This window comes from Methyloversatilis sp. (assembly GCF_051861465.1).
GTDB lineage: Bacteria > Pseudomonadota > Gammaproteobacteria > Burkholderiales > Rhodocyclaceae > Methyloversatilis.
This window is the reverse complement of the sequence record NZ_JBHYCQ010000001.1, coordinates 323,559-348,501: the sequence shown is the minus strand read 5'-3', so window position 1 is coordinate 348,501 and position 24,943 is coordinate 323,559. Positions and strand designations below refer to the sequence as shown.

Annotated in this window: 24 protein-coding genes; 9 read left to right on the top strand and 15 right to left on the bottom strand. The window is 67.1% G+C overall.

The genetic code is table 11. The features are described from left to right. Position 1 precedes the first annotated feature (1 nt). The 3 genes from trpE to rpe form a co-directional block, all read right to left on the bottom strand. Complete coding sequence (gene trpE / locus ACTIFF_RS01590; RefSeq protein WP_439535234.1) at positions 2–1,492, bottom strand: anthranilate synthase component I; 1,491 nt, start codon at positions 1,490–1,492, stop codon at positions 2–4. 183 nt (positions 1,493–1,675) lie between these two features. After that, positions 1,676–2,356 (bottom strand): phosphoglycolate phosphatase, encoded by a 681-nt coding sequence (locus ACTIFF_RS01585; RefSeq protein ID WP_439535233.1) that lies wholly within the window; start codon positions 2,354–2,356, stop codon positions 1,676–1,678. Continuing rightward, a complete protein-coding gene (rpe, locus tag ACTIFF_RS01580; RefSeq protein WP_306478430.1) occupies positions 2,353–3,084 on the bottom strand; it encodes a ribulose-phosphate 3-epimerase in 732 nt (243 codons plus the stop codon). Before rpe ends, ACTIFF_RS01585 begins: the two co-directional genes overlap by 4 nt. Before the next feature lie 133 nt (positions 3,085–3,217). On the opposite strand from rpe, the gene apaG reads away from it, so the two are divergent. Both apaG and ACTIFF_RS01570 read left to right on the top strand, forming a co-directional pair. Next, positions 3,218–3,601 (top strand): Co2+/Mg2+ efflux protein ApaG, encoded by a 384-nt coding sequence (gene apaG, locus ACTIFF_RS01575; RefSeq protein WP_439535232.1) that lies wholly within the window; start codon positions 3,218–3,220, stop codon positions 3,599–3,601. 16 nt (positions 3,602–3,617) lie between these two features. Next, positions 3,618–4,208 (top strand): class I SAM-dependent methyltransferase, encoded by a 591-nt coding sequence (locus tag ACTIFF_RS01570; protein ID WP_439535231.1) that lies wholly within the window; start codon positions 3,618–3,620, stop codon positions 4,206–4,208. 209 nt (positions 4,209–4,417) lie between these two features. Here the strand turns inward: ACTIFF_RS01570 and ACTIFF_RS01565 are convergent, their stop codons facing one another. The 5 genes from ACTIFF_RS01565 to ACTIFF_RS01545 form a co-directional block, all read right to left on the bottom strand. Further along, positions 4,418–4,996 (bottom strand): NAD(P)H-dependent oxidoreductase, encoded by a 579-nt coding sequence (locus ACTIFF_RS01565; protein ID WP_439535230.1) that lies wholly within the window; start codon positions 4,994–4,996, stop codon positions 4,418–4,420. Positions 4,997–5,419: 423 nt separating this feature from the next. Continuing rightward, positions 5,420–6,055, bottom strand: a complete 636-nt coding sequence (locus tag ACTIFF_RS01560; protein WP_439535229.1) for a DUF1294 domain-containing protein — start codon at positions 6,053–6,055, stop codon at positions 5,420–5,422. Positions 6,056–6,095: 40 nt separating this feature from the next. Further along, a complete protein-coding gene (locus ACTIFF_RS01555) occupies positions 6,096–6,326 on the bottom strand; it encodes a DUF3565 domain-containing protein (RefSeq protein ID WP_439535228.1) in 231 nt (76 codons plus the stop codon). Beyond that, positions 6,323–7,156: a DUF4824 family protein gene (locus tag ACTIFF_RS01550; protein WP_439535227.1), complete on the bottom strand. Its 834-nt coding sequence runs from the start codon at positions 7,154–7,156 to the stop codon at positions 6,323–6,325. The genes ACTIFF_RS01555 and ACTIFF_RS01550 overlap by 4 nt, the downstream gene beginning before the upstream one ends. Further along, entirely contained in the window at positions 7,153–8,238 is a 1,086-nt protein-coding gene (locus tag ACTIFF_RS01545; protein ID WP_439535226.1) for a DUF2157 domain-containing protein, read from the bottom strand. Before ACTIFF_RS01545 ends, ACTIFF_RS01550 begins: the two co-directional genes overlap by 4 nt. A 74-nt stretch (positions 8,239–8,312) precedes the next feature. On the opposite strand from ACTIFF_RS01545, the gene ACTIFF_RS01540 reads away from it, so the two are divergent. After that, positions 8,313–8,519, top strand: a complete 207-nt coding sequence (locus tag ACTIFF_RS01540) for a DUF2970 domain-containing protein (protein WP_257098274.1) — start codon at positions 8,313–8,315, stop codon at positions 8,517–8,519. Positions 8,520–8,808: 289 nt separating this feature from the next. Here ACTIFF_RS01540 and ACTIFF_RS01535 read toward each other — a convergent pair whose 3' ends face one another. From ACTIFF_RS01535 to ACTIFF_RS01525, 3 genes are all read right to left on the bottom strand, one after another. Then, positions 8,809–9,948, bottom strand: coding sequence for a methyltransferase (locus ACTIFF_RS01535; RefSeq protein WP_439535225.1), 1,140 nt, complete (start codon positions 9,946–9,948; stop codon positions 8,809–8,811). Positions 9,949–10,763: 815 nt separating this feature from the next. After that, positions 10,764–11,576 carry a flavin-containing monooxygenase gene (locus ACTIFF_RS01530; protein ID WP_439535224.1) on the bottom strand — a complete coding sequence of 271 codons (813 nt, stop codon included), beginning with the start codon at positions 11,574–11,576 and terminating at the stop codon, positions 10,764–10,766. A gap of 51 nt (positions 11,577–11,627) precedes the next feature. Further along, entirely contained in the window at positions 11,628–12,410 is a 783-nt protein-coding gene (locus tag ACTIFF_RS01525; RefSeq protein WP_439535223.1) for a flavin-containing monooxygenase, read from the bottom strand. Positions 12,411–13,144: 734 nt separating this feature from the next. Here ACTIFF_RS01525 and ACTIFF_RS01520 point away from each other — a divergent pair. After that, a complete protein-coding gene (locus tag ACTIFF_RS01520; protein ID WP_439535222.1) occupies positions 13,145–13,522 on the top strand; it encodes a UPF0175 family protein in 378 nt (125 codons plus the stop codon). Positions 13,523–13,602: 80 nt separating this feature from the next. On the opposite strand, the gene ACTIFF_RS01515 is transcribed toward ACTIFF_RS01520, so the two are convergent. From ACTIFF_RS01515 to argJ, 4 genes are all read right to left on the bottom strand, one after another. After that, positions 13,603–14,172 (bottom strand): PEPxxWA-CTERM sorting domain-containing protein, encoded by a 570-nt coding sequence (locus ACTIFF_RS01515; RefSeq protein ID WP_439535221.1) that lies wholly within the window; start codon positions 14,170–14,172, stop codon positions 13,603–13,605. A 22-nt stretch (positions 14,173–14,194) separates the two neighbouring features. Continuing rightward, positions 14,195–15,841, bottom strand: coding sequence for a PhoX family protein (locus ACTIFF_RS01510; protein ID WP_439535220.1), 1,647 nt, complete (start codon positions 15,839–15,841; stop codon positions 14,195–14,197). A 135-nt stretch (positions 15,842–15,976) separates the two neighbouring features. After that, complete coding sequence (locus tag ACTIFF_RS01505) at positions 15,977–16,699, bottom strand: UPF0149 family protein (RefSeq protein WP_439535219.1); 723 nt, start codon at positions 16,697–16,699, stop codon at positions 15,977–15,979. Positions 16,700–16,704: 5 nt separating this feature from the next. Continuing rightward, on the bottom strand, positions 16,705–17,946 hold the full coding sequence (argJ, locus tag ACTIFF_RS01500; RefSeq protein WP_439535218.1) for a bifunctional glutamate N-acetyltransferase/amino-acid acetyltransferase ArgJ: 1,242 nt from the start codon (positions 17,944–17,946) through the stop codon (positions 16,705–16,707). A 336-nt stretch (positions 17,947–18,282) separates the two neighbouring features. Between argJ and ACTIFF_RS01495 the strand changes: the two genes are divergently transcribed. The 5 genes from ACTIFF_RS01495 to ACTIFF_RS01475 all read left to right on the top strand — a co-directional run bounded on the left by ACTIFF_RS01495 (position 18,283) and on the right by ACTIFF_RS01475 (position 24,907). Next, positions 18,283–19,632 carry an esterase-like activity of phytase family protein gene (locus ACTIFF_RS01495; protein WP_439535217.1) on the top strand — a complete coding sequence of 450 codons (1,350 nt, stop codon included), beginning with the start codon at positions 18,283–18,285 and terminating at the stop codon, positions 19,630–19,632. 99 nt (positions 19,633–19,731) lie between these two features. Next, on the top strand, positions 19,732–21,006 hold the full coding sequence (locus tag ACTIFF_RS01490) for a glycerophosphodiester phosphodiesterase family protein (protein WP_439535216.1): 1,275 nt from the start codon (positions 19,732–19,734) through the stop codon (positions 21,004–21,006). A 67-nt stretch (positions 21,007–21,073) separates the two neighbouring features. After that, positions 21,074–22,291, top strand: a complete 1,218-nt coding sequence (locus tag ACTIFF_RS01485) for a glycerophosphodiester phosphodiesterase family protein (RefSeq protein ID WP_439535215.1) — start codon at positions 21,074–21,076, stop codon at positions 22,289–22,291. Between the two features lie 18 nt (positions 22,292–22,309). Then, a complete protein-coding gene (locus ACTIFF_RS01480; protein WP_439535214.1) occupies positions 22,310–23,485 on the top strand; it encodes an esterase-like activity of phytase family protein in 1,176 nt (391 codons plus the stop codon). 27 nt (positions 23,486–23,512) lie between these two features. Beyond that, on the top strand, positions 23,513–24,907 hold the full coding sequence (locus ACTIFF_RS01475) for an endonuclease/exonuclease/phosphatase family protein (RefSeq protein WP_439535213.1): 1,395 nt from the start codon (positions 23,513–23,515) through the stop codon (positions 24,905–24,907). The last annotated feature ends 36 nt before the right edge of the window (positions 24,908–24,943 follow it).

Genomic DNA, 24,943 nt, shown 5'->3' with positions numbered 1-24,943 from the left:
GTCAGTTCCCCTGCCCGTCCGGGCCCGGTACCAGCCCCGCTTCCGCCAGTTCGGCCGCGCGCAGCACGGCGCGCGCCTTGTTCAGCGTTTCCTGCCATTCGCCTTCCGGCGTCGAATCCATCACCACGCCGCCACCGGCCTGGGCGTGCAGCTGGCCGTCCTTGATGACCGCGGTGCGCAGCGCGATGGCCACGTCCATGCCGCCGTTGAAGCCGAGGTAGCCCACGGCGCCGGAATAGATGCCGCGCTTGACCGGCTCCAGCTCGTCGATGATTTCCATCGCCCTCACCTTGGGCGCGCCGCTGACCGTGCCGGCCGGGAAGGTGGCGCGCAGCACGTCCATCGCGGTCAGCCCGGGCTTGAGCACGCCTTCGACATTGCTGACGATGTGCATCACGTGCGAATACTTCTCCACCACCATGCGGTCGGTCACTTCGACCGAACCGATGGCCGCGACGCGGCCGAGGTCGTTGCGGCCCAGATCGACCAGCATGATGTGTTCGGCGCGTTCCTTCTCGTCCGACAGCAGGTCCTCGGCCAGCGCACGGTCTTCGTCCGGCGTGGCGCCGCGCTTGCGGGTGCCGGCGATCGGCCGCACCGTCACCTTCTCGCCTTCCAGGCGGGCGAGGATTTCCGGGCTGGCGCCGACGATGTGGGTGTCGCCCAGGTTGAAGAAATACATGTAGGGCGACGGATTCAGCGCGCGCAGCGCGCGATAGACCGCCATCGGCGTCGTCGCCAGCGGCTTGCTCATGCGCTGCGACGGCACGACCTGCATGATGTCGCCGTCGAAGATGTAGCGCTTGGCGGTGTCGACTGCCGCGCAGTAGGCGTCGTGGCCGAAGCCGGACACCGCCGCCACCGACACGCCGCGCGGCGTGTCCGGTTCGCGCAGCGGCGACTTCAGCCGCGCCGACAGCGCTTCGAGCCGCAGATGCGCGTTCATCAGCGCATCCGGCTGCGCCGGGTCGGCATAGACGATGAAGGTGAGCCGGCCCGACAGGTTGTCGAATACCGCCAGTTCATCGGACAGCAGCAGATGGATGTCGGGCACGCCGAGCGGATCTGCCTTGTTCCAGCCGGCTTCGAGCCGGTGCTCGACATAGCGCACCACGTCGTAGCCGAAATAGCCGACCAGCCCGCCGGAAAAGCGCGGCAGGCCCGGCAGATCGGGCACCCGGTAGCGGTAGATGAAGTCCTGCACGAAGCCGAGCGGGTCGGCCGACTCGCAGTGCTCGATCTCGACCTCGTCACGCAGCACGCGGATGTCGTTGCGACGCACGACGATGCGCGTCTGCGCCGGCAGGCCGAGGATGGAGTAGCGGCCCCAGCGCTCGCCGCCCTGCACCGATTCGAGCAGATAGGAGTACGGCGCGTCGGCCAGCTTGAGATAGGCGGACAGTGGCGTGTCGAGGTCGGCCAGCGCCTGGCGCGCGACCGGAATGCGGTTGTAGCCGGCGCGTACGAGCGCCTCGAATTGATCGTGATTCATGGACAGACCGGAAAGCGGGAGTTGAACGGGCGCCGCGGTGTCACCGCCTGCGCCGGACCGGAAGCGGAGTCAGGCGGCTCGCCACAGGTACCCGTGCAGGGGCGCGGGCGCGCAGCTGCGGGCGGGTATCTCCTTGGAAGTCAGGCTGTCCATTGGGTGTCGGTTCATTGTGGTTCGATCGGCTCAGTGACCGGTCGAAAGCATGACGCGGTCGAGCAGGTCGGGGAGCGACGATAGTAGCCCATCGCAATCTTTTGCGTCCAGCACGCGCCCTTCGCTGTAGCCCCAGGGCACGCCGAACACCGGTACACCGGCCGCGCGGGCGCAGTCGATGTCGTTGTACGAGTCGCCGACATGCAACAGCGCGCCGGGTGCGCAGTCCAGTTGCGCGGCCGCATGCAACAGCGGCGCCGGATCGGGTTTCTTCTGCGGCAGCGTGTCGCCGCTGACCACGCAGTCGAAGTACGGGCTCATCTTCATCCGTTCGAGCAGCGGTTCGGTGAAGTCGGCCGCCTTGTTGGTGACGCAGGCGAGCCGGAAACCGGCCGTCTGCAGTGCCGCCAGCGTGGCGTGCGCGCCCGGGTAGGCGGTCGAACGCTCGCCGTTGCGTGCGCGGTAGCCGCGCTTGAACACCTCGATCGCCCGCGCCAGCAGCGCGGCGTCCTGCGCGCGCTCGCCCAGGCAGCGCTCGACCAGATTCGGAATGCCGCGGCCGACGAACACGCGCACCTCGTCTTCACGCCTTGGCGGCAGGCCCAGTTCGAGCGCCATGTCGCGCGCCGCCGCGGCGAGGTCGGGCACGGTGTCGAGCAGCGTGCCGTCCAGGTCGAAGCTGATGGCGGCGACCGCGCGCCGTGCGCTCATGCCGCGACGGTAGCGAGTTGGGCACGCAGCGCGCCGATCACGCTGTCGTAGCGGTTCGGGTCGGTGTCGAGCCCGGCGCCGAACACGGCCGAGCCGGCGACGAAGGTGTCGGCGCCGGCGCGCGCGATGTCGGCGATGTTGTCCACCTTCACCCCGCCGTCGATTTCCAGCCGGATGCGCCGGCCGGTACGTGCTTCATACTCGTCGAGCTTCGCGCGCGCGGCGCGCAGCTTGTTCAGCGTTTCCGGAATGAAGCTCTGGCCGCCGAAGCCCGGGTTCACGGACATCAGCAGCACGAGGTCGAGCCGGTCCATCACGTGGTCGAGGTGATGCAGCGGCGTGGCCGGGTTGAACACCAGACCGGCCCGGCAACCGTGATCGCGGATCAGCGCCAGCGAGCGGTCGATGTGCTCGGACGCCTCCGGATGGAAGGTGATCACGTTGGCGCCGGCCTTCGCGAAATCCGGGATGATGCGGTCGACCGGCTTCACCATCAGGTGCACGTCGATCACCGCGTCGGTATGCGGGCGCAGTGCCTGGCACACCAGCGGACCGATGGTCAGGTTGGGCACGTAGTGGTTGTCCATCACGTCGAAGTGGATCCAGTCGGCGCCGGAATCGATGACATTGCGCACCTCCTGCCCGAGCGTGGCGAAATCGGCCGACAGCAGGCTGGGCGCGATCAGGAAATCGGCGGCGGATGAAGGACGTGCGGACGAGTGGCTCACGGGCGTGCTCCGGATGGCGGGAGTGCAATTGTATCGGCTCCCGTGCCCTGCCCTGCTCATTGGCCCGCGCTTTGCCTGTGTGTCTCGGCGGCTGCTGCTTGCCGCTCCGGTTTACTTCGGTTAAAAAGCTGCCATGGCCGAAGCTAAAAAACATGAAATCACGGTGTCGGTGCAGACACGCTACGTCGAAGAGCAGTCCGACCCTGACGAGTCGCGCTTCGTCTTCGCCTACACGGTGACGATCACCAATACGGGCTCTGTGCCGGCTCAGCTGATCAGCCGTCACTGGGTCATCCGCGACGCGGCCGATTCCGAACAGGAAGTGCGCGGCCTGGGCGTCGTCGGCCAGCAACCGCTGCTCAAGCCGGACGAAAAGTTCGAGTACACCAGCGGCTGCGCGCTGACCACACCGGTCGGCACCATGGGCGGCACCTACCAGATGGTGGCCGACGACGGCACGCAGTTCGAAGCCGTCATTCCGGAATTCACGCTCGCCATGCCGCGCGTGCTGCACTGAGGTCCGGGTCGGCGCGGTGTCTCTCGACGCCTCCTATACCCGTCTCGCGCCGCTGTACGACGCGGTCGTCGATCTCGCGTCGCGCGGCGCGCGACGCGCCAGCCTCGACGCCCTTCCGCGCTCGCCCTCCGACATCCTGCTATGCGGCATCGGCACCGGCCTCGACCTGCCCTGCCTGCCGCCCGACCACCGCTACACCGGCCTCGACTTCAACAGCGCCATGCTCGCGCGCAGCCTGCCGCGCGCCGAGGGACTCGATTACACCGCGGTGCGCGGCGACGCGATGCGTCTGCCGTTCCGCGACGCGAGCTTCGACTGCGTCGTGCTGCACCTGATCGTCGCCGTCGTGCCCGATGGTGCCGCCTGCCTGCGCGAAGCCGCCCGCGTGCTGAAACCGGGCGGCGCGGCCCTGCTGCTCGACAAATTCCTGCCGGCCGGCCGACCGGCGCCATTGCGCCGCCTGCTGTCGCCCATCGCCGGCCGCATCGCCACCCGGCTCGACCTGGTCCTCGAAGACGCGCTGAAGGACCTGCCGTTCGGCGTGGTCAGCAACGAACCCGCCGCTTTCGGCGGCTGGTTCAGGCGCGTGCGCCTGCTGCGGGTGTAGCGCAGTCCACCTGCCAGCCGGGACTTCCGGCGAAGCCCCCAAGCACGCTTTCAGTGTCGGGCAGTGACGGGCTCGAAGAGCGTCTCGCTGAATCAGCGGCTGTGGGAGTGCCCCTGTGGGAGCGGCGGCCTCGCCGCGATTGATGCCGCGATGATCGTTGATCAACGCGCCGATCGCGGCGAGGCCGCCGCTCCTACAGCGCAGCCCCGTCAGCGGGCGGCGCGACCCAGGCCGCGCATCTGCGCATGCCAGCGGGCACGAGCGGCATCATCCATGCTGTCCACGCTGCCGATCAGCGTCGTGCGCACCGGCCGGATGCCGACGAAATTCAGTGCATTGCGTTCGAAGCTCTTCACGCCATGCGCAAGGTAGATCAAGCGGAACATCAAGGCCGGCATGCCCATGGTCACGACCAGCCGCGCCGAACGGCCCTTCAGCAGCGGCTCGAAGGGGCTCAGCCCGGTACCTTCGCCAATCGCGAAACCCGGCCGGAGGATCTGCTCGAAAAAGGCCTTGAGCAGCGCCGGCAGCGTACCCAGCCACAGCGGAAAGAACACCGCGACATGCTGTGCCGCGGCCACCGCTGCCTGCGCGTGCGCGACGTCGCCGCCCGCGGCTGCAGACCAGGCCGCCTTGTCGCGCAGCAGCGGAAATTCGAGCCGCGTCACGTCGATCACGTCGACTTCGTGCCCGGCCTCGCGGGCACCGTCGACATAACTGTCGGCGAGTGCGCGCAGCAGACCCGGGCGCGTTTCGGGATGCCCCTGTATGACGACGATGCGGCCCATGTGCGACCTCCCTCGATATCGATACGCCACCCTGATCAAAGGCAGCGGATGTTGGGCATCGCTGCGCTCACCCCAACCTACTGAAATGCCGGTGTGTCCATCCTGATCAAAGCCTGGGGCACGCACCTTGAGCGGGATCATCCGCCCGTGCATTTCGGGGGCGTGATCGCCGGTGCAACCGAGCGCACCGCGACCCCCGTCACGGCGGCGCCGTGCGATACCGCGGCTGCGCGGGCGCCGTGGCTTTGGCTGTGGGAGCGGCGATCCACTGCCGGCCCTGCATGGCCGGCCGGCTCTGCGGGCGGCGAGCAGTGCTCGCCGAAACCCCCGCTCCGCCCTCGCCTCGATACGCACGCTGCACTGCGGCCATCGAGGCACTGATCACGGCGGCGGGCCACTCGCACAGCTCGCTACCCGCAGTCCCTACCCCAGCCAGTGCGCGACGAGCGGCCGGCCGAGCGGGCTGGTGACGAACAGGAAGATAAGCACATTCAGCGCCACGGTGACCCAGAAGCCGCGCCGGAACGAGGCCTTGACTGACTTGTGGCGCAGGAACTGCTGTGCCAGCAGGCCGCCGGGCCAGCCGCCCACCAGCGCCAGCAGATGCAGCCGCGCTTCGGGCACGCGCATGCCGTTGTTCGCGGCCTGCGCCTTGTCGACCGCATACAGCCCGAAGGTGACGACGCTCAACCCGAGATAGAGCAGGAACCAGCCGGCCGGCACTTGCCACAGCCAGGCCGCGACCAGCATGACCACGAGAAAGGCCGGAATGACGAACAGCGTGGCGCCGCCCCACTGCACCGGATGATCGTCGCGAACCTGACCGCGGGCGCGGGCGGTCTTCAGCGGCACGCCGTCGAGCAGCACCTGCCTGGCACAGCGCCGCCCCGCGCGGTCGGTTCCGACGGCAAAGCTGACGCGGTCGCCCGCCGACGGCCGGCGACCTTCGGCGTTCACTTCGCTGATGTGGGCGAACAGCTCATCGCCGCCGTCGTCCGGCACGATGAAGCCGAAACCCTTGTCATCCTTCCATGTCCTGATGCGGCCTGCGCTGCGCATGTCGTCTCCCTGAAATACGGGGGCGGAAGATAGCACCGCTTCAGCCGTCGCGCCCGGCCTGTTCGACGATGTGGTCGGGCCACTCGAAGGCATCGCAGCGCGGGCAGTCGAGCAGTGTGCCGAGATGGGCCGCACGCCCTTCTTCCGTCGCCACCCAGGAGCGGTTGATGAAGGGCGGGTGGTGGCGCACGTGCTGACGATGCCCGCACGCCAGCCGGGCGACCCAGTCGCCTTCGTCGTCGATCAGGTAACCGGTGATCGGCTGCTTCATCCGGCCGGCGCCGGGCGGCGCGGGCGCACCGCGGTGATCCACGGCTCGAAGCGGCGGCCCCACGAAACGTCCATGTCGAAGGCGGCGCGGCCGCTGTCGAGCGCCGTGCGGTCGATGCCCTCCATCGCGCCGCGCAGCGCGTGCGGCACGCTGATGCGGGCAACCGACAGCTCGCCGATGTGGCCGCTGAAGAGGGTTTTTCCTTCGATTACCGTGACCGACGGCGTCACCGTTGCGGCAACGATGGCATGCGTGCGCCGGTCGGGATAGCGCTGGCGCAGCGCCGCCGCGTCCAGCCCGGCGTCGACAGCGAACAGGCGCGACGCCTTGTCCTGTTCGTACTTCAGGGCCTCCTGCGCCGACGTCAGCGCGTCGGCGTCCTGCTTGTCCGCGCTGCCGCGGGCGAGCGCGCGGTCCAGCCGGCGCTGCGCCTGCGCCAAGGCCGCCTGCCAGGACGCGCCGGCCAGTTCGAGCACGACATACACCTCGCGCTTGGCGCGGTAGGCGTCGCGCCCGTCCTTCAGGTCGAAGCCCAGTTCGCGCAGCTTGTCGGCATCCAGCCAATCAGGGCCACGGCCGTAGTGCATGTCGTAGGCGGCCTCCGCGTTGTCGTCGCGCATCGGCGCGCGCCAGAGCAGTGCCACGTCGATGCCGCCGCGCTCGCCATCCAGCCCGAAGGCATAGGGCAGGCTCAGTTCGCGCTGCGCGAGCGTGAGCGCGCTGGCGGGCGCGCCCGAACGGTTCCATGTCACGCCCGCCAGCACGAAGGCATTCACCGCGACGATCAGGGCCACGCCCCCCACCAGCAGGATCTTCTGCGCACGCCTCATTGCCCGCCCTCCACCGCCACGACGGCGCGCAGCCGCTTCAGCACCAGGATGACCAGCAGTGCCACCAGGCCGAGCACGAGGAAGAACAGGAATTTCGGCATCACCGCCCACCACCAGTCGAACAGCTTGGTGTACAGGAAGATGACGAAGAACACGACCGCGGTATTCATCACCTCCGGCCAGCCGCGGCGCGCGCCGAGCCAGGTCAGCAGGCCGCCGGCGACGAAGCCGCCCAGCTGATAGAGGCCTTCGACCACCTCGGCATCGAAGGGCAGATAGCTCGCGCGGCCCCAGTTCGACAGCACCAGCATGGGCAGGAACAGCGCGAGCAGCGCGACCAGCCGCCAGGTCGCGTCGAAACCCGGATGCCGCCGGTGATCGACGAAGAACGGAACGCAGAACATGAGCAGCGCCGCCGGGAAGAAATGTTCCGGCCGCTCGCCCACGCTGAGCCAGTACATGCCGGTCCAGGTGCCGACGCGGGCGGCGATGAAGCCGGTGATGCAGATCAGGCCAGCCACCAGCAGCAGGCGCAGTTCGCAGGTGTAGGCGAGCAGCAGCGCGAAGGCCGCCCACGGCAGCAGCGCCTTGTCCGACGGGGTGATGTTGAAGCTCGAACCGAGCAGACTCAGGTTCAGCACGAAGCAGGCGAAGGCCACCAGCGCCGCCAGCTTGGTGAAGTAGCCGGAGGCATCGCGCCCGTGCAGCCACGCGGTCAGCCCCAGCGTGCCGAGCGCGGCACCAGCCAGCACCATGACCTGCACCGCTTCGGGAAACAGCGGCCAGTACTGGCGGAACAGGAAGAACACGCTGGCCGCCAGCGCCAGCGCGCCGAGGAAGGAGGCGATGCGCAGGCCGAGCGTGAGCTGGCGGGCGCGCTGCGTGGTGTCGACGTCAGGCCGCGCGGCGAGGCGCGTCAGCAGCCCGTCGTGATGCGCCCGGATCTCCGACGCATCGGCCGCGGCCAGCCCGTCGGCCGCGAGTCGCGCCTGTTCGCGGCGGAAGGCGCGGATGTCGTCGGCGCGTTGCTGCGCGTCGGCGCGTGACAGGCTGTCGTCCATCGCTTCGTTTCCGGATGTCATCGCCGCATCATGCCACGGCCGCACAGGGCTGCCGACGACCAGCACAGCGCAGGCCGGTCAGGCACAATCGGGCGATGGATCAAGCTCCCGTCCCGCTGCTGCGCGGCAGTCTGCGCGCCCTCAAGATCATCCTGCTGACCTTCACCGGCATCGGTCGCACGCGCATGATCAACCGCACCACCGAAGGGCTCGGCCCGCAGCACTTCCTGCTCGGCGGCCTGTTCGCCGCCATCGCGGTGAATGTCGTGCTGATCGCGCTGGTGATGTGGGCAACGAGCTGACCGGTACGAATTCAAACTCGCGATTGCTCAACCAGCGGCGACGTCTTTCACAGGAGCGGGCTTTGCCCGCGATGCGAACGTTGTACATGCATAGTCGCATGTTCGGAGACCGCATCGCCTGCAGGGCAGGCTCCTACGAGATTCGCGCCGAATTCAGCGTCCTGCGACGTCTTTCGTAGGAGCGGGCCCTGCCCGCGATTCCCCACTGCGAATTGGCGATGGCGCGTGATCAACGCTCGCATCGCAGGCAGGACCCGCTCGCAAGAAAACCCTGTCGGCGGCGCTGGCGTCAGATGCCCTCTTTCGCGCCCAGCCGCCAAAGGCGGGTCACTTCCTGCGAGCGTGCCGCATGCAGCGGGTCGGACTCGTCGCTCGCCTTGGGATGGCGCGGGCGGGCGTCGAGGTGGCCGAGCACCTTCAGACCCGCGCCGTCGATCCAGCCCTGCAGTTCGTCGGCGGTGCGCAGCCCGAGGTGTTCGGCAAAGTCCGACAGGATGAGCCAGCCTTCGCCGTCCGGCCCCAGGTGTTCCGCCAGCCCCGACAGGAAGCCGCGCAGCATGCGGCTGTCCGGGTCGTACACCGCGTGTTCCAGTGGCGAGGCCGGGCGCGCCGGCAGCCAGGGCGGGTTGCACACGATGAGCGGCGCGCGGCCATCCGGGAACAGGTCGGCGGCGCGCACGTCGATCTGCGATTCGAGCCCGAGGCGGGCGACGTTGTCGCGCGCGCAGGCCAGCGCGCGCTCGTCCTGATCGGTCGCAACCACCTTCGCCACGCCGCGCTTGGCCAGCAGAGCGGCCAGCACGCCGGTACCGGTGCCGATGTCGAAAGCGCGCGACGCCTTTTTCAGCACCGCCGGCAGCGGCGCCTTCGCCACCAGATCGACATATTCGCCGCGCACCGGTGAGAACACGCCGTAATGCGGATGGATGCGCGCTTCGAGCGCCGGCACCTCGACGCCGTTGCGCCGCCACTCGTAGGCGCTGATCACGCCCAGCAACTCGCGCAGCGAACACACATAGCCTTCGCGCGCCTCGCCGTGCGCCTGCGTGCAGGCCTCGACCACATCGGGTGCGCGGCGCAGCGGAATGACGTGCCCGGCGTCGAACGGAATCAGCAGCATGCCCAGCGTGCGGGCGCGCTGCGACTGTGCCAGCCGGTGCTGATTGAACGCATCGCGCATCGTGGCGGCGGGCTTGCGCGGCTTGCGGTCCACCCGCCGCACCAGCGCCTGCAGCAGTTGCCGCGCGTTCTGGAAATCGCTGCGCCACAACAGCGCCGTGCCCTCGCTGGCGAGTCGGAAGGCGCTGTCGGCGCTCAAGGTGTCGTCGGCGACCACCACACGCTTCGGCGGCGGCAAGCCGGCTTCGGATTGCCAGCGGAGGCTCTTCTCGGCGTCGCCTTCGGTGAATACAAGTCGTGAATCAGTCAAGGTTCGGGTACCGGGTCAGTCTGTGATGCATATATATAGGTAAAAGCGATGGCAAGTCGGTCCGGACGCGCCGCTGCGGAGGGCGGCGCATCGCTGGGTTGATCGGCCAGCCGGGTTCTCGACCACCGAAAGTCTGCTTCTTGACCGGTCACCGGAAAGGCAGCGGGCGACACGCGGCGTGCCGGGCAGCACCTTGATGAACGCCCGCACCGGAACACGCCCGACAACTCACTCCGCAACCGTGTAAGGCGACGTCGCAGTCCTCGCCGGCGCAGCGCAACCCCACTGCAGCACCGCTCAGCATCCATCAGGACCGAATACTATGACGTTGCGCGCAGACCTGCTGTGCGTCCGCAGTCTGTCGCGGGTGCTCGCGCGTCAAGCCATGGTCTTCCTGGGCTCGTGCGCCGGGCGCATCGGGTTGCATGCGCATGCCCCATCCGCGCCGACGTTCGCGCAACGCGAGCGCCGAACGATGAGCGATGGCTGCACGCTGCACGGGCCGTCGCCCGGCTCAGGCATGCCGCATCGGGACAGACATCCCTTTCAGACGTTGGCTCGCACCTGGCCAGGCACGCTGGCGATCAGGGCCACATGTGTCCTCAGAAAAGGCACGAGGTCGGGGCCGGACGAAATCAGGCATGTGACTGCCCACGGGCAACTGCCGCAGCACTGCACGCATGCCTGGAGATGAAGGATGTTGCCGACGCAGGATCCGGAATTGCGATCCGACGCCTGTGCGGGCTACCGCTCGGCCCGGCCCCACCGGGGTGGTGGAGCCGGGCGCGATGGCCTGCGGTCAGGCCATTCGTCGTTCAGGCGAACCTGAAGCCGCTGTAGCCGCTGGCCGCGACGTCTGCACACTTCTGGCGGTAGGTGCCGACACCGCCGATGTAGGACAGCAGGCGACGCGGCTTGCCGCTCACGTTGGAGCCCATGTACCAGGAGTCGGTCTTCACCACGAGCGTCTTGTTGGCGATCTCGTCGTGATGGGCCACCCACTGATCCTGAATCTCCTTTGACGCTTCGATCACCTTCAAACCCTTTTCCCGCATGTCGCGGATGCAGTCCGATATCCAGCCGACCTGCTGCTGCAGGCAGGTGGTCATGTTGCACAGCGCAGCTGACGGCGCCAGCGGAGCACCGGTGGTGAAGAGATTCGGGTAGCCATGCACCTGCAGACCCATCGCGGTGCGGACTTCCTGGCCCCACTCTTCCTTCAGCGAGCGGCCGTCACGGCCCCGGATATCGATTCGGGTCAGCGCGCCGGTGCCGGCGTCGAAGCCGGTGGCGAGCACCAGAATGTCGAGTTCGTGCACCGTGCCGTCGGCGGTCATCACGCCTTCGGGCACGATGCGCACGATGGGAGACGCCTTGACGTCGACGATCTCGACGTTGGGCTGGTGGAACACCTCCAGATAGTTGCTCTCCAGCGGCACGCGATGCGTGCCGAAGCCGTAGCTGGTCGGAATGAGCTTCGCGCACAGCTCCGGGTCCTTGATGCGCGCGCGCATTTTTTCGCGCACGAATTCGGACACCACGTCATTCACCTTTTCGTCGAAGAACATTTCGGCGAAGGAAGAGAGCCACAGCGCCAGCGAACCGTCCGCCCACAGGCGTTCCAGCACTTCGGTGCGCTGCGCCGGCGTGAGGTCGGCCCATGCGCCGTTGTCGAAGTCTTATTCGAAGCCGGAGAAGGTGCCCTGCACGCGGTCACGGATTTCGCTGAATCGCTTGCCCTGCTGTGCCCAGTCCGCCGGGGTGTACTTCGGGTTGCGCATCGGGATGATGTACTGCGGCGTACGAAGGAACACCTTCATGTGCCCGACCTGCGGCGCGATGGTCTGGATGACCTGGATACCGGTCGCGCCCGTGCCCACGACGCCCACGCGCTTGCCGACGAACTCGACCCGTTCCTTCGGCCAGCGTGCCGTGTGGAAGATCTGGCCCTTGAAACTCTCCTGGCCTTCGAAAATGTTGCTGAGCGGCGCCGACAGCATGCCAGTGCAGCAGATCAGGAAGCGCGCGGTGACCGTGTCGCCGCGATCGGTTTCAACCCGCCACTGCTGTCCGGCTTCGTCATAGTGCGCAGCGGTCACGCGCGTGCCGAAACTGTAGTGCTTGCGCAGATCGGTGCGGTCAGCCACGTAATTCAGCCAGCGCTCGGTTTCCGGCTGGGCCGGAAAGCGTTCCGTCGGCTGCCAGTTCTTGAACATGGCCTCGTCGAACCAGTACTGGTAGATCTCCGCTTCCGAATCGAAGCGCGCACCGGGGTAGCGGTTCCAGTACCAGGTACCGCCCACGCCGGAGCCGGCCTCGATGCCAAGGACCGACATGCCCATCTCGCGCAGGCGATAAACCTGATAAAGCCCCGCCACGCCCGCCCCGATCACGACTGCGTCGTACGTCTTCGCGCTTCCGGTCTCCCCAGCCACTTTCGTGGCCACAGATGCTTCGCTCATTTGCTTCCTCCGTTGTCTGACTTGAATGATTCCACCCCCGTCCCCGTCTCGCGAACGCACACCTGCGGCCGACGGCAACACACGGGCAGACTCTAGGGAAGCGGGGAAACGGAGGCTTGAACGAACAGGGCGATCTTTTGAACGAACCGGGCGCCGGGCAGACATCCACCAATCAGCGCCGACGCCTGGCCCATGGCTGGATCAATCCGTTACGCGCCCGAGTGCACGCCCGATATGCGGGGTACCCGCACCAGCGCTGCGCCTGGCGTTGCGGCCCCCATACGACACCGCAGCGCCATCGATTGAGATGACGGCAAAACCGGCTGCACGGGTTTCAACGCGTCGCCCCATTGCACCTACCGTGGGCGGGTGTGAATCAGTGACCGCTTAAAACGCTCGCAGTCATACCCCCTCAGCGCGTGTCGCGCGACTGCCGCCGACCGAACTGTTCGGAAATTCCGAATAGTTGCCCTTGAAGCTTCACTGAGCGTGAAACGGCGTATGAATCAAGACAACCTTGAGATGATCCTGCGCATGGGTTATCGGGCGCGCTCGACTATTCATCGCAACAGCGTTTTCGGGCAGGACGGCCCTTGGCTGGCAGCCGTATGAGTCCGTTTAAGCAGGGTCAGCTGACCGATCGGTTCCGTCACCACACATCAGCGGTCGCTTCGCGTCGACGCCGTCACGTGACATCGCAATCGAGATGTTAAATCTCCCCGGAACGCGACGCCATGCGGCGCATGAAGCTCGAAACCATCCAAAATCACGTCATGAAAACCTTCGTATCCCGCGCCCTGCGAAAACACGCCGGCAAAATGATCCGGCGCGCCGAAGAAGGTCGCTTGTCGGTCGTGACGAGCAAAGGCGAACCGGTGTTCGTCGCTGTGCCGATGCATGCCGGCGTGCTGCCGGAAGAGGTGGTCACTGCGCTGGCGATGCGCCTGTTTGATGAGGAACGCGTGTCCCTGGGCATGGCGGCCCGGATGGCGGGGCTTTCTGTCGGGGAGATGATGGAAGTGCTCGGACGTCACGGCATCGCCGTGATCCGGACCGGCACGGACGAACTGCAGCGTTCGCTGCTCGACTTCGGCGTAACGAAGCCCGGTTGAGTGGCGCGGGCGTCGGCGCGAGGCCGAGCATCCGGTGCGCACGGCACCGGATACTTCATTTGCTTTGCCCTGCCCGCCCTTCAGCGACGGCGACTCACCGCTGCGCCGAGCAGACCCAGGCCGGCCAGCATCATGGCCCAGCTTTCGGGTTCGGGCACCACGGCGGTGAGGGTCAGGGTGACCGGGCCGGTGGCGTTGGCGATGTCGAGCACGAAGTCGGTCTGGCTGCCGTCGAGGAACCAGTCGCCGAGCGTGGCTTCGACGTATTCCGGGCCGCTGAAGCTGACGCGTGCGGTGTCGACGCTGCCGGTGACGGTAGCGACCGAGCCGAAGGTGCCGCCGGCGCTGCCCAGGGTGTTGAACAGGCCACCGGATATCGTCAGCGTCAGGCTTTCGAAGCCCAGACCGATGTAATTGCGGACGATGGCATTGAAGTCGAGCATCGGCAGGTCGCTCTCGTCGCGGGTCAGCGTGAATGTGACGGGCAGCGTGTTGATCAGGCCGAAGTCGATGGACAGCATGTCCGGCGTGCTGAAGCTGGTGTCCACGGTGTTGCCGTTGGCGGCGATGACGTCGAGCGTGTAGGCGTGGGCGGCCGGGGCGAGTGCGAGGGCGCACAGCGCGGCGGCGAGGGTGTGGCGGATGTTCATGTGATGGCTCCCGGATCGGTGCTTAAAGATTGCCCTTGGCCCACGGGCCGGTGATGGCCACGGTGATGCCCGGTGTCTGGATATTCGCGAACAGCACGCGGCCGGTCGGATCGAAGCAGGCGCCGCAGAATTCGAAGCCGCGATAGTCAGCGGCGGCGGCGAACTTGCCTGCGCTCGCGATCTGGTCGGCCGACAGCGTTACGTTGTTCTTGCAGAAGATGTAGGCCTCGCCCGCCGGGTTCAGGCCGAGCAGACGCGAGCCGGTGCCGTAGACGTCGGTCGAGCCGCCGCCGTCCTCGCACAGCAGCACGCCGCCGCGCGGGCTGACGGTGACGTTGTCCGGATTATTGCCGGCGGTCTGGTTGCCACTGACGAAGATGGCGCGCAGGCGCATGGTGGCCAGCGTCAGTTCCCACACCGCACCTTCGCCCTGGCCGACGCGCGAGCGGCTGTCGGTGCCGGCGGCGGTATCGACGATGAACATCTTGCCGGCCGAATACCAGATGCCTTCGCCGCGGCTCATGCGCGCGCCGCCCTGGCTGATGGCCTGGTAGGTGGGGCCGGACATGAAGGCGAGGCTGACACCGCCGGGCTGGCCGGCGACAACCACCGGGTCGGCATCCGGGTTGGCGACGTCCACCCACTCCAGTTCGTATTCGTCACCGATGTCCGGGTTCAGCAGACCCTGGTCGTTGGCCTGGGCCAGCGTGGCCGGTACGGCCTTGCGCACGATGGCCTTGATGCGCGCCGCCTGCAGCGTGCCACCGTTGTGCAGGCTGCCCGGTTCGCCCGAGGTATCGGCGGGCCGGTAGCGGAAGAAGGCCGATACGTTGCGGTTGTCTTCCGTTTCATAGACGTAGCCGGTGGTCGGATCGACCGCCACGGCCTCGTGCACGAAGCGGCCCATGCCGATGATGGGATCGGCGATCGAGTCACCGGCGTCGGCGTCGACTTCGAACACGTAGCCGTGCTTCTTGCCGCCGATGCTGGAGAAGTCGTAGATGGTTTCTTCGCAGGTGAGCCAGGTGCCCCAAGGCGTCGGGCCGCCGGCGCAGTTGCCCAGCGTGCCGCCGATCGAGCCGGTGGCGCCGGCCCAACTGGCGTCGCGGAACAGCAGGTTGGTGGTGCCGCCGGCCGGATAGCCGACGAAGGGCGCCGGCGCGGCGGCCGACGGGTCGGTCACGATGCCGCCCGCCCCGATGCGGATGGGCAGGTTGCCGTAATACACGGTGATGATGCCGTTCACCGGCTGCGTGGCGTAGCTGCGCGGCGCCTGGATGGCTTCCGCCTGGGTGGCGACCAGACCGCGCTCGTGGTTGCGCACCAGCACGAGTTCGGTGCTGCGGCCGACACGGCGCGACGTGACTACGGCCATGCCGTCGTGATTGCCCGGCGTCGGGTTGCCATCGCTCATGCTGTCGCCGGTCCAGCCGAAGCTGCGGTAGCTGAAGCCCGGCGGCAGCTGCAGCAGCGGCAGGCCGGTGGTCGCGTCCTTCACCGGCGCCAGCGCGCCGTAGGGCGACAGGGCGGACACGGTCTGCTTGCCGGTGGCGGCCAGCGCGTTCTGCGCGTACAGCGCGCCCATCAGGCCGGTGAAGCGGGTGGCCGCCAGCGCGCCCGAGCTTTGCAGCAGACGACGGCGACCGGGAGAGGGACAGGACGAGGACATTCAGAACTCCGAGAGCGATGACGATACTTCAATCATCGGTCCGGCGGATGTCGACGACGTGACGGCAAGTGCGCTGCGGCGTGGTCCGAACGGGCTATCAGACACACGGGCACCGCGTGCGCGCGACGGTGTAGATCAATGCACCGACCGGTCCCCGCCACCGCAGCACTTCTCGAACTTCTTGCCGCTGCCGCACGGGCAGGCGTCGTTGCGGCCGACCTTCGGCTCAGGGCGCGCAAAGGGTTCGGCGGGTGCGTCGTCATCCTCGAAAGCGCTTTCATGGCCGCCGTCGAGCGGCAGGGTGCGCGCCTGCAGCCAGATTTCATGAATGGCGACCAGCATCGGCTGGACCAGCTTCATCCACACCTCGGTTTCGCCGTCCTCGCGGATCATCGCGCGACCTTCGTCGGTCCCCAGGCGCATCAGGGGTGAGAACAGAGCGGGCTCCTCGTCCCAGAGCGCGGCCCATTCGGCGTCGCAGAACGCGGTGCCGGCCAGGAAGCCTTCACACCATTCCGGGGCCCCTCGCCGCTCGGGCTGCCAGAAGATGGGCTGGAAGGCGCCCGGATCGTTCAGGAAGGTGTCTGCGATGCCATTCATGAAGCGCATCAACAGCGTGGTGATGCGCTCGGCCTGTCCGGCGTCGGCGAAGGCGGGTGCCACAGCTGCGTCGTAGCGGTCCCACACCCGGGGCAGCCATTCGCCCGGCATGACCATGCGCGGTCCGATGACGAGGGCGGTCAGGAAGCCTTCCAGCATCGGCAATTCCATCGCCCGGTATTCGAACTGCGGCGACGCGAGAAAATCTTCAAGCGTATCGAGTTCCGGTTTCGACAGCGGCTGACTCAGCACGTCCATCCAGCTTAGCTGCGGTAGTCCGCGTTGATCTTCACGTAGTCGTAGCTGAAGTCGCAGGTCCAGCAGGTGGCGCGGGCGCTGCCGCGGCCCAGTGCCACGCGGAGGGTGATTTCGGCCGGGGCCATCGCCGAGGCGCCCTGCTCTTCGCGGTAGGCGGGGTTGCGGCCGCCGTCTTTCGCGACCAGGAAGTCGCCGATCCACAGGCTCACCTTCGAGGTATCGAGGTCTTCCAGCGGCGGATGGTTCTGCGCGGCGTTGCCGACGGCGGCGAGGATGCGGCCGAGGTTGGGGTCGGACGCGAAGAAGGCGGTTTTCACCAGCGGCGAGTGCGCGATGGCATAGCCGACTGCCTTGCACTCTGCGACGTCGCGACCGCCCTCGATCTCGATGGTGATGAACTTGGTTGCGCCTTCGCCGTCGCGCACGATGGCCTGCGCCAGTTCTACGGCGAGCGAGGTCACGGCCTCGGCCAGCGCGGCGCCGGCTTCGCTGTCGAGCGTGGTGATTTCGGCGTTGCCGGCAGTGCCGGACGCAATCAGCATGAATGAATCATTGGTCGAGGTGTCGCCGTCGACCGTGATGCAGTTGAACGAGCGGTCCGCGGCGTGCTTCACCATGGTTTCGAGCGCGGCCTGCGACACGGCGGCGTCGGTCGCCATGAAGCCCAGCATGGTGGCCATATTGGGTTTGATCATGCCTGCGCCCTTGCTGATGCCGCTGAGCGTGACGGTGCGGCCGTCGATCTGGACGGTGCGCGACGCCACCTTGGCGACGGTATCCGTGGTCATGATGGCGTGCGCTGCGGCGTGCCAGTTGCCTTCGTCGAGATCGGCCATGCAGGCGGGCAGACCGCGTTCGATGCGGTCGACCGGCAGCGGCTCCATGATGACGCCGGTGGAAAACGGCAGCACCTGCTCCGGTGCCACGCCGAGCACGCGCGCCACGGCAATGCAGCTGGCGTGCGCGGCGACCAGGCCGGGTTCGCCGGTGCCGGCGTTGGCGATGCCGGTGTTGATGACCAGCGCGCGGATGTCGCTGCGCGACAGGTGGTCGCGGCACACCTGCACCGGCGCGGCGCAGAAGCGATTCACCGTGAAGACACCGGCCACGCGGGCGCCCGGCACCAGCGAAATCAGGCACAGGTCGCGCCGGTTGGCCTTGCGGATGCCGGCCTGGGCGATGCCCAATCGCACGCCGGCGACCGGCAGGATGGATTCGGCAGACGGCGTCTGGTAATTCACGGGCATGGCGGGGTCTCGCAGGGGGGTAAAGCCGCGAGTTTACATGCAGGCTCGTGCCGGCCGTCGATTCGTGTGGCACACCGCCGCACTGCACGCCCGTCACATGAATTCACCTTCTCTGTAACCGGCGCGCAATCCTGCCCCTGCACAGAGTGTCCGGAAACGACCTTGTGCCCGCTTTCGGTGGACCCGCCGCCTGCGTGCAAAGCCATGCTGCGTGCGGCCGGCGACGCGCCATGATCCGAACGGACCAGTTCACCTTCACGGCACTGCAAAGCGCCCTCCCCAGCCTTCCGCGTGTTGCCGGCATCGGCCGGACCGACCACACAGGGGAGATGAACCATGAACGCTGATTTCGCACGTCTGAGCCTCGCGCTCGCGCTGACCGCCGCCTTTGCCGCACCGACCGCGCATGCCGCACAGAACACGCTGGCCGGCTGGGCCGTGATGCCGGCCAATACCTTCTCCGACGGCCCGACCTCGGGCCAGTTTGCCGGTGCCGGCGCCGGTGGCAACCCGCTGCCGCTGATCGACCTGCAGCCGGTGCAGGGCTTCTCCGGCGTGCTGGCCGGTGCCAACGGCAGTTTCCGCGTCATCTCCGACAACGGCTTCGGCGCGCAGGGCAATTCGGGCGACACCTTGCTGCGCAGCTACGCGGTGAATGTCGACTTCCGCACCGCACAGGGCGGCAGTGGCAGCGTGTCCGCCGCCGACTGGAACTCCGGCGCGTCGCTGCCGGCCTTCAACGCAGCCAGCCGCATCACGCTGAGCGACCCGAAGAACCTGCTGAGCATCAAGATCCAGGCCGACTACACGCACTACTACAACCACGCCGCCAACCCGCTCGTGGATGCGTCGATCAAGTCCGGCCGCCTGCTCACCGGCGCCGACCTGGACATCGAATCGGTGCGTCAGGACAAGAACGGCAACCTGTGGTTCGGTGACGAATTCGGCCCCTACCTGGTCAAGACCGATGCCAGCGGCGTGGTGCAGCGTCGCGAAATCGCGCTGCCCGGCGTGTTCGCGCCGCAGCACGAGGCCGTGCTGAATGGTTCGGTGGCGAGCAACCTCGGCGGCTCCGGCGGCTTCGAGGGCATGGCCATCAACGCCAGCGGCGACCGGCTCTACACGCTGCTCGAGCGCACGGTTGCCGGCGATCCCGCCAGAAGCCTGCGCATCAATGAATTCAGCATCGACAGCGAAAGCTATACCGGCCTCGACTACCTGTATCAACTCGAAGCGCAGGGCACGGCCATCGGCGACATGACCGCCATCGATGACCACCGCTTCCTGGTGATCGAGCGCAACGGCGGCACCGCCACCAACGGCACACCGTTCAAGAAGATCTTCATCGCCGACACCACCGGTGTCGCCGACGGCGGCTTCGTCACCAAGACCGAACTGGTCGACCTGATGAACATCGCCGACCCGGACGACCTGAATGGCGACGGCCTCACCACCTTCACCTTCCCCTACGTGACCATCGAGGACGTGCTCATCCTCGACGCCAACACGCTGCTGGTGATCAACGACAACAACTACCCCGGCACCGGCGGTCGCGACCTCGGCTCCGACCACACCGAGTTCCTGAAGATCAGCCTCGCCAACCCTGTGCCGGAGCCGGAAACCTACGCAATGCTGCTGGCCGGTCTCGGCCTGATCGGCGCAGCCGTGCGCCGTCGCTCGCGCTGAGCGCCACGCGGTCCGCAGGCAATCGTGCCTGCGGACCGGCGCCCGACGGAACCGCCCTGCGAATCACCCGACAACGCTCCCGACACCGAGGTCTGCAACATGAAACACACCGCACTGTTTGCCGCACTCGCCGCCACGCTTGGCGCCGCCCCGCTGCTTGCGCCGTCCCATGCGCTGGCTGCGTCGCCCTACAACACGCTCAGCGGCAATGCGCCGCTGGTAATCGGCCACCGCGGTGCATCCGGTTACCGCCCGGAGCACACCCTCGAGGCCTACACGCTGGCCATCGAACAGGGCGCCAATTACATCGAGCCCGACCTCGTCATGACGAAGGACGGCGTGTTGATCGCCCGCCACGAGCCGATGCTCGCGCGCGTCAATCTGGATGCCAGTGGCAACATCGTGTTCGGCGCCGATGGCAAGCCCGTGCTCAACCGCACCGATACGAGCACCAATGTGTGGGAACTGGAGAGGTACAGCGATCGCCTGACCGTCAAGACGCTCGACGGCACCAAGGTGGGCGGCTGGTGGGCGGAAGATTTCACCGCGGCCGAGATCCGCACTGACATCCGCACCCAGGAACGCCTGCGCGACCTGCGCACCGGCAACAACGCCTACAACAACCAGTTCGTCATTCCGACGCTGCAGGAAGTGATTGATCTGGCCAAGGCGAAGAGCGTCGAAACCGGCCGCACCATCGGCATTTACCCGGAAACCAAGCACCCGACCTACTTCAAGAACTACGCCGACGCCAACGGCCTGCAACGCATGGAAGACTCGCTGGTCGCCACGCTGCACGCCAACTACGGCAACACCGCCAGCGCGCCGGTGTATATCCAGTCGTTCGAAGTGTCGAACCTGCAGTACGTCAATACGCAGACCGACATCCGCATCGCGCAGCTGCTCAACGGCAGCGGCCGTCCGTATGACTTCATCGTGGCGGGCGATCTGCGCACCTATGCCCAACTGGCCGAGCTTGACGCAGAAGGCCTGCTGTTCATCGAGGGCTACGCCGACGGCGTCGGCGCCAACACCAATCTGCTGATTCCGCTGGTGGGTGGCGTGCTCGGCACGCCGACCAGCCTGATCGCCGACGCCCACAGCCTCGGCCTCGAAGTGCACGCCTGGACCTTCCGTGCGGAAAACGTGTTCCTGCCGAGCGAGTTCGATTCGAGCAGCGACCCGGCCGCCTTCGGCGACATGAAGGGCCAGATCCTCGCCTTCACCGCGCTCGGGCTGGACGGTTTCTTCACCGATCACCCGGACATCGGCGTCGCCGCCGTGGCGTCGATTCCCGAACCGGAAACCTACGCCATGCTGCTGGCCGGCCTCGCGCTGACCGGTTTCATGGCACGCCGCCGCAAGGCCGGCTGAGCCCCGGGGCGCGCTGCGCCCGGCGCGCCCCGGACGAATTCCCCTGCATCGCCCGGAGATCAAAGTCATGAAACAACTGGTCACGCTTCGCCCCGCCCTGCTGTGCGTCGCACTGCTGTCCGCCTTCAATGCACCGGCGGCCTTCGCCTGGAACACGCTGGACGGCGCGGCCCCCATCGTCATCGGCCACCGCGGCGCATCCGGTTACCTGCCGGAGCACACGCTGGCGTCGTACGCGCTCGCCATCGAGCAGGGTGCGCACTTCATCGAACCCGATCTGGTGTTGACGAAGGATGGGCACCTGATCGCCCGCCACGAGCCGATTCTCGATGGCACGACCAATGTGTCCAGCGTGTTCGATGCCAGCCGCAAGTCCACGCGGTTGCTCGACGGTGTGTCCACCACCGCCTACTTCGCCGACACCTTCACGCTGGCCGAAATCAAGACGTTGCGCGCCATACAGCCGCGCGCCGACCGTGACCAGAGCTTCAACGGCCTGTACGAAATCCCGACGCTGGACGAAGTGATCACGCTCGCGCAGTCGAAGGGCGTGGGCATCTACCCGGAACTGAAGCACTCGGTCTACATGAATGCGCAGGCCGCGAACAACGGCTTTGCTGCGAATTACTTCGAGGACAAGCTGGTCAGCACGCTGCATGCCGCCTACGGCAACTCGGCTGCCGCGCCGGTGTTCATCCAGTCCTTCGAGGTGTCGAACCTGCAGTATCTGAATGGCAAGACCGACATCCGTCTGGTGCAGTTGATGGACGCCTGGGACGTGAATACCGACGGCAGCATGGACCTGACGGTGCCGCCGTATGACCGTCCGTTCGATTTCGCCGAAGCGGGTGACCCGCGCACCTTCGGCGATCTGCTGACCGCAGCCGGCCTCGACTTCATCGCCACCTACGCCGACGGCATCGGTCCGTGGAAGCCCTATCTGCTGAAGACGGTGGCCGATGGCGTCGAGCGCACCGGCGACGGCGTGATCGACGCGCGCGACCGGCTGGTCGAAGGCAGCACCGGCATCGTCGAAGCCGCCCACGCGCGCGGTCTGCTGGTGCACACCTGGACTTTCCGCGACGACTCGATCGGCTACCAGCTCGGCTATGGCACGCCGGAAGAGGAATACGCCGCGTTCTACGCCCTGGGCGTGGATGGCGTGTTTTCGGATCACCCGGACACCGCGCTCGCTGCACTGGCCGCCGTGCCCGAACCCGAAACCTGGGCGATGCTGCTGGCCGGTCTCGGCCTGATCGGCGCAGCCGCCCGCCGTCGCGCCTGATCACCTGGGGACAACGAAATGAAAAAGACCTTGCTGGTGGCCCTGCTCGCCACCTGTGCCGGCCACGCGCTGGCGGCCGACTTCTCGCTGCGCGTCATCGGCGAGCAGCGCATCGCGACCGGCACGCTGTTCGAAGGCGTCGAGTTCGGCGGGATTTCCGGGCTCGACCGCGCCGCCGACGGCCGTTACTGGGCGATTTCGGATGACCGCGGCGGCGAGCGCGGCACGCCGCGCTTCTACAACCTGTCGCTCGATTACGACGCCACCGGTTTCAACGGCGTCACCGTGAACAGCCAGACCTTCATGCAGCGGCCGGACGGCTCGACCTTCCCGTCGAACGCGCGCACCGTCGATCCGGAAGGCATCCGGATGGCACCGAACGGCAATCTGTACTGGTCGTCGGAAGGCAATTGGAGCGGCAACGCGGCCAGCCGCTACCAGCCCTTCGTGCGCGAAATGACGACCTCGGGCGCCTTCGTGCGCGAATTCGCCACGCCGGCGATGTTCAACTACGTCGACAACGCCACCACCGGCGGGCGCAGCAACAAGCTGTTCGAGGCGCTGACGGTGTCGCCCGACGGCACGATCTGGACCGCGAACGAAGACGCGCTGGTGCAGGACGGCCCGCTCACGTCAGTCAGCAACGGCAGCGTGGTACGCGTGACCGCGCTCGATCCGGTCAGCGGCGCGGCCGGTGCGCAATATGTATACGCACTGCCGCCGATTCCGGTCGATGCCGTGCCCGGCGCGCCATTCGGCCCGGACAACGGCCTGCCGGAACTGCTGGCGATTTCCGACACGCGGTTCATCGCGGTGGAACGCGCGTTCGCCTTCGGCGTGGGCAACACCATCCGCCTCACATTGGCCGAAATCATGCCGGACACGACCGATGTCAGCAGCTTCGACAGTCTGGTCGGTGCGACCTACACGCCGATGCGCCGCGAGCTGCTGCTTGAACTGCCGATCACCTTCGACGGCATCACGCTGGACAACATCGAGGCGATCAGCTGGGGCCACACGCTGGCCAACGGCAACCGCACGCTGGTGCTGGCGGCCGACAACAACTTCAGCGGCACGCAGGTCACCCAGTTCATCGCGCTCGAAGTGTCGGCCGTGCCCGAACCCACCCGCTTCGTGCAGTTCCTCGCCGGCCTCGGCCTGATGACGCTGACGCTGCGCCTGCGCCGCCGCTGATACGCCCCTCTGAAAGGACACACCGACATGAAACTTGCCCTCACCCCGATCGCCCTTGCGCTGCTGGCCACGGCCGGCGCCGCGCAGGCGGAAACCGTCCGCTTCGCCACCTTCAACGCGTCGCTGAACCGCGACGCCGCCGGCCAGCTGCTGTCCGATCTCGCCAACCCGGGCGCGATCGGCGTCACCGCCAGCGTCGCCAACCGCATCCAGCAGGCGCGCAACGTGGCCGAAATCGCCCAGCGCGTGAACGCCGACGTGCTGCTGGTGAATGAATTCGACTTCGACCTCGATGGCACGCCGACCGCCAGCAGCGTGCCGACCGGGCTGGGCTATTCCAGCCAGGGCGCGCAGCTGTTCCAGCAGAACTTCCTGTCGGTCGGTCAAGGCAATGCGGTGCGCGGGGTAACCAGCGGCATCGATTACGCCTACCGCTACACGCCCAACACCAATACCGGCCTGGCGTCCGGCTTCGACCTGAACAACAACGGTGTGATCGCTGGCGGCGACGATGCCTTCGGCTTCGGCAACTACGGCGGTCAGTACGGCTTCACGATCTACTCGAAGTACGAAATCGTCGGCGTTCGCAGCTTCCAGACCTTCCTGTGGAAGGACATGCCGGGCAATCTGCTGACCAATGACCCGACCGCCAACAATCTCGCCGATTTCTATTCGCCGGCGGAAATCAACGCGCTGCGGCTGTCGTCGAAGAACCATGTCGACGTGACGGTGCGCATCAACGGTCAGGACGTGCATTTCCTGACCGCCCATCCGACGCCGCCGACCTTTGACGGCGCGGAAGACCGCAACGGCAAGCGCAACCACGACGAAATCCGCTTCTGGTCCGACTACGTCAATGGCGCCGGCTACATCTACGACGATCAGGGCGGCACAGGCGGTCTGGCTGCGGGCGCGAAGTTCGTCATCGCCGGCGACTACAACGCCGACCCGTTCGATGGCGACAGCTATCAGGGTGCGATCAACCAGCTGCTGGGCGACCCGCGGGTGAATACCTCGCTGACCCCGGCGTCGGCCGGCGGCACGGCCGCGGCGACCTACCCGAGCAACAATGGCACGGCCAACCAGTCGCACACCGGCGACCCGCAGTTCGACACCGCCGACTTCAGCGATTCGGCACCGGGCAATCTGCGCGTCGATTACGTGCTGCCGTCCGCCAATCTCGAAATGACCGATGCCGGCATCTTCTGGCCGGTCGACCCGGACACGGCCGTGGCCAATAACACCGGCGACCTGTTCGATCTGGTCGGCACCTTCCGCGACCCCAACCTGTACGCCAATCTGGCCAGTTCCGACCACAAGGCGGTGTGGGTCGATGTGACGGTCGTACCCGAGCCCGAAACCTATGCGCTGCTGCTCGCGGGGCTAGGACTCATTGCTGCGGCGTCGCGCCGCCGGATGTGATGCCCCGGGGCCGGGCGATGCCCGGTCTGTTCGCCG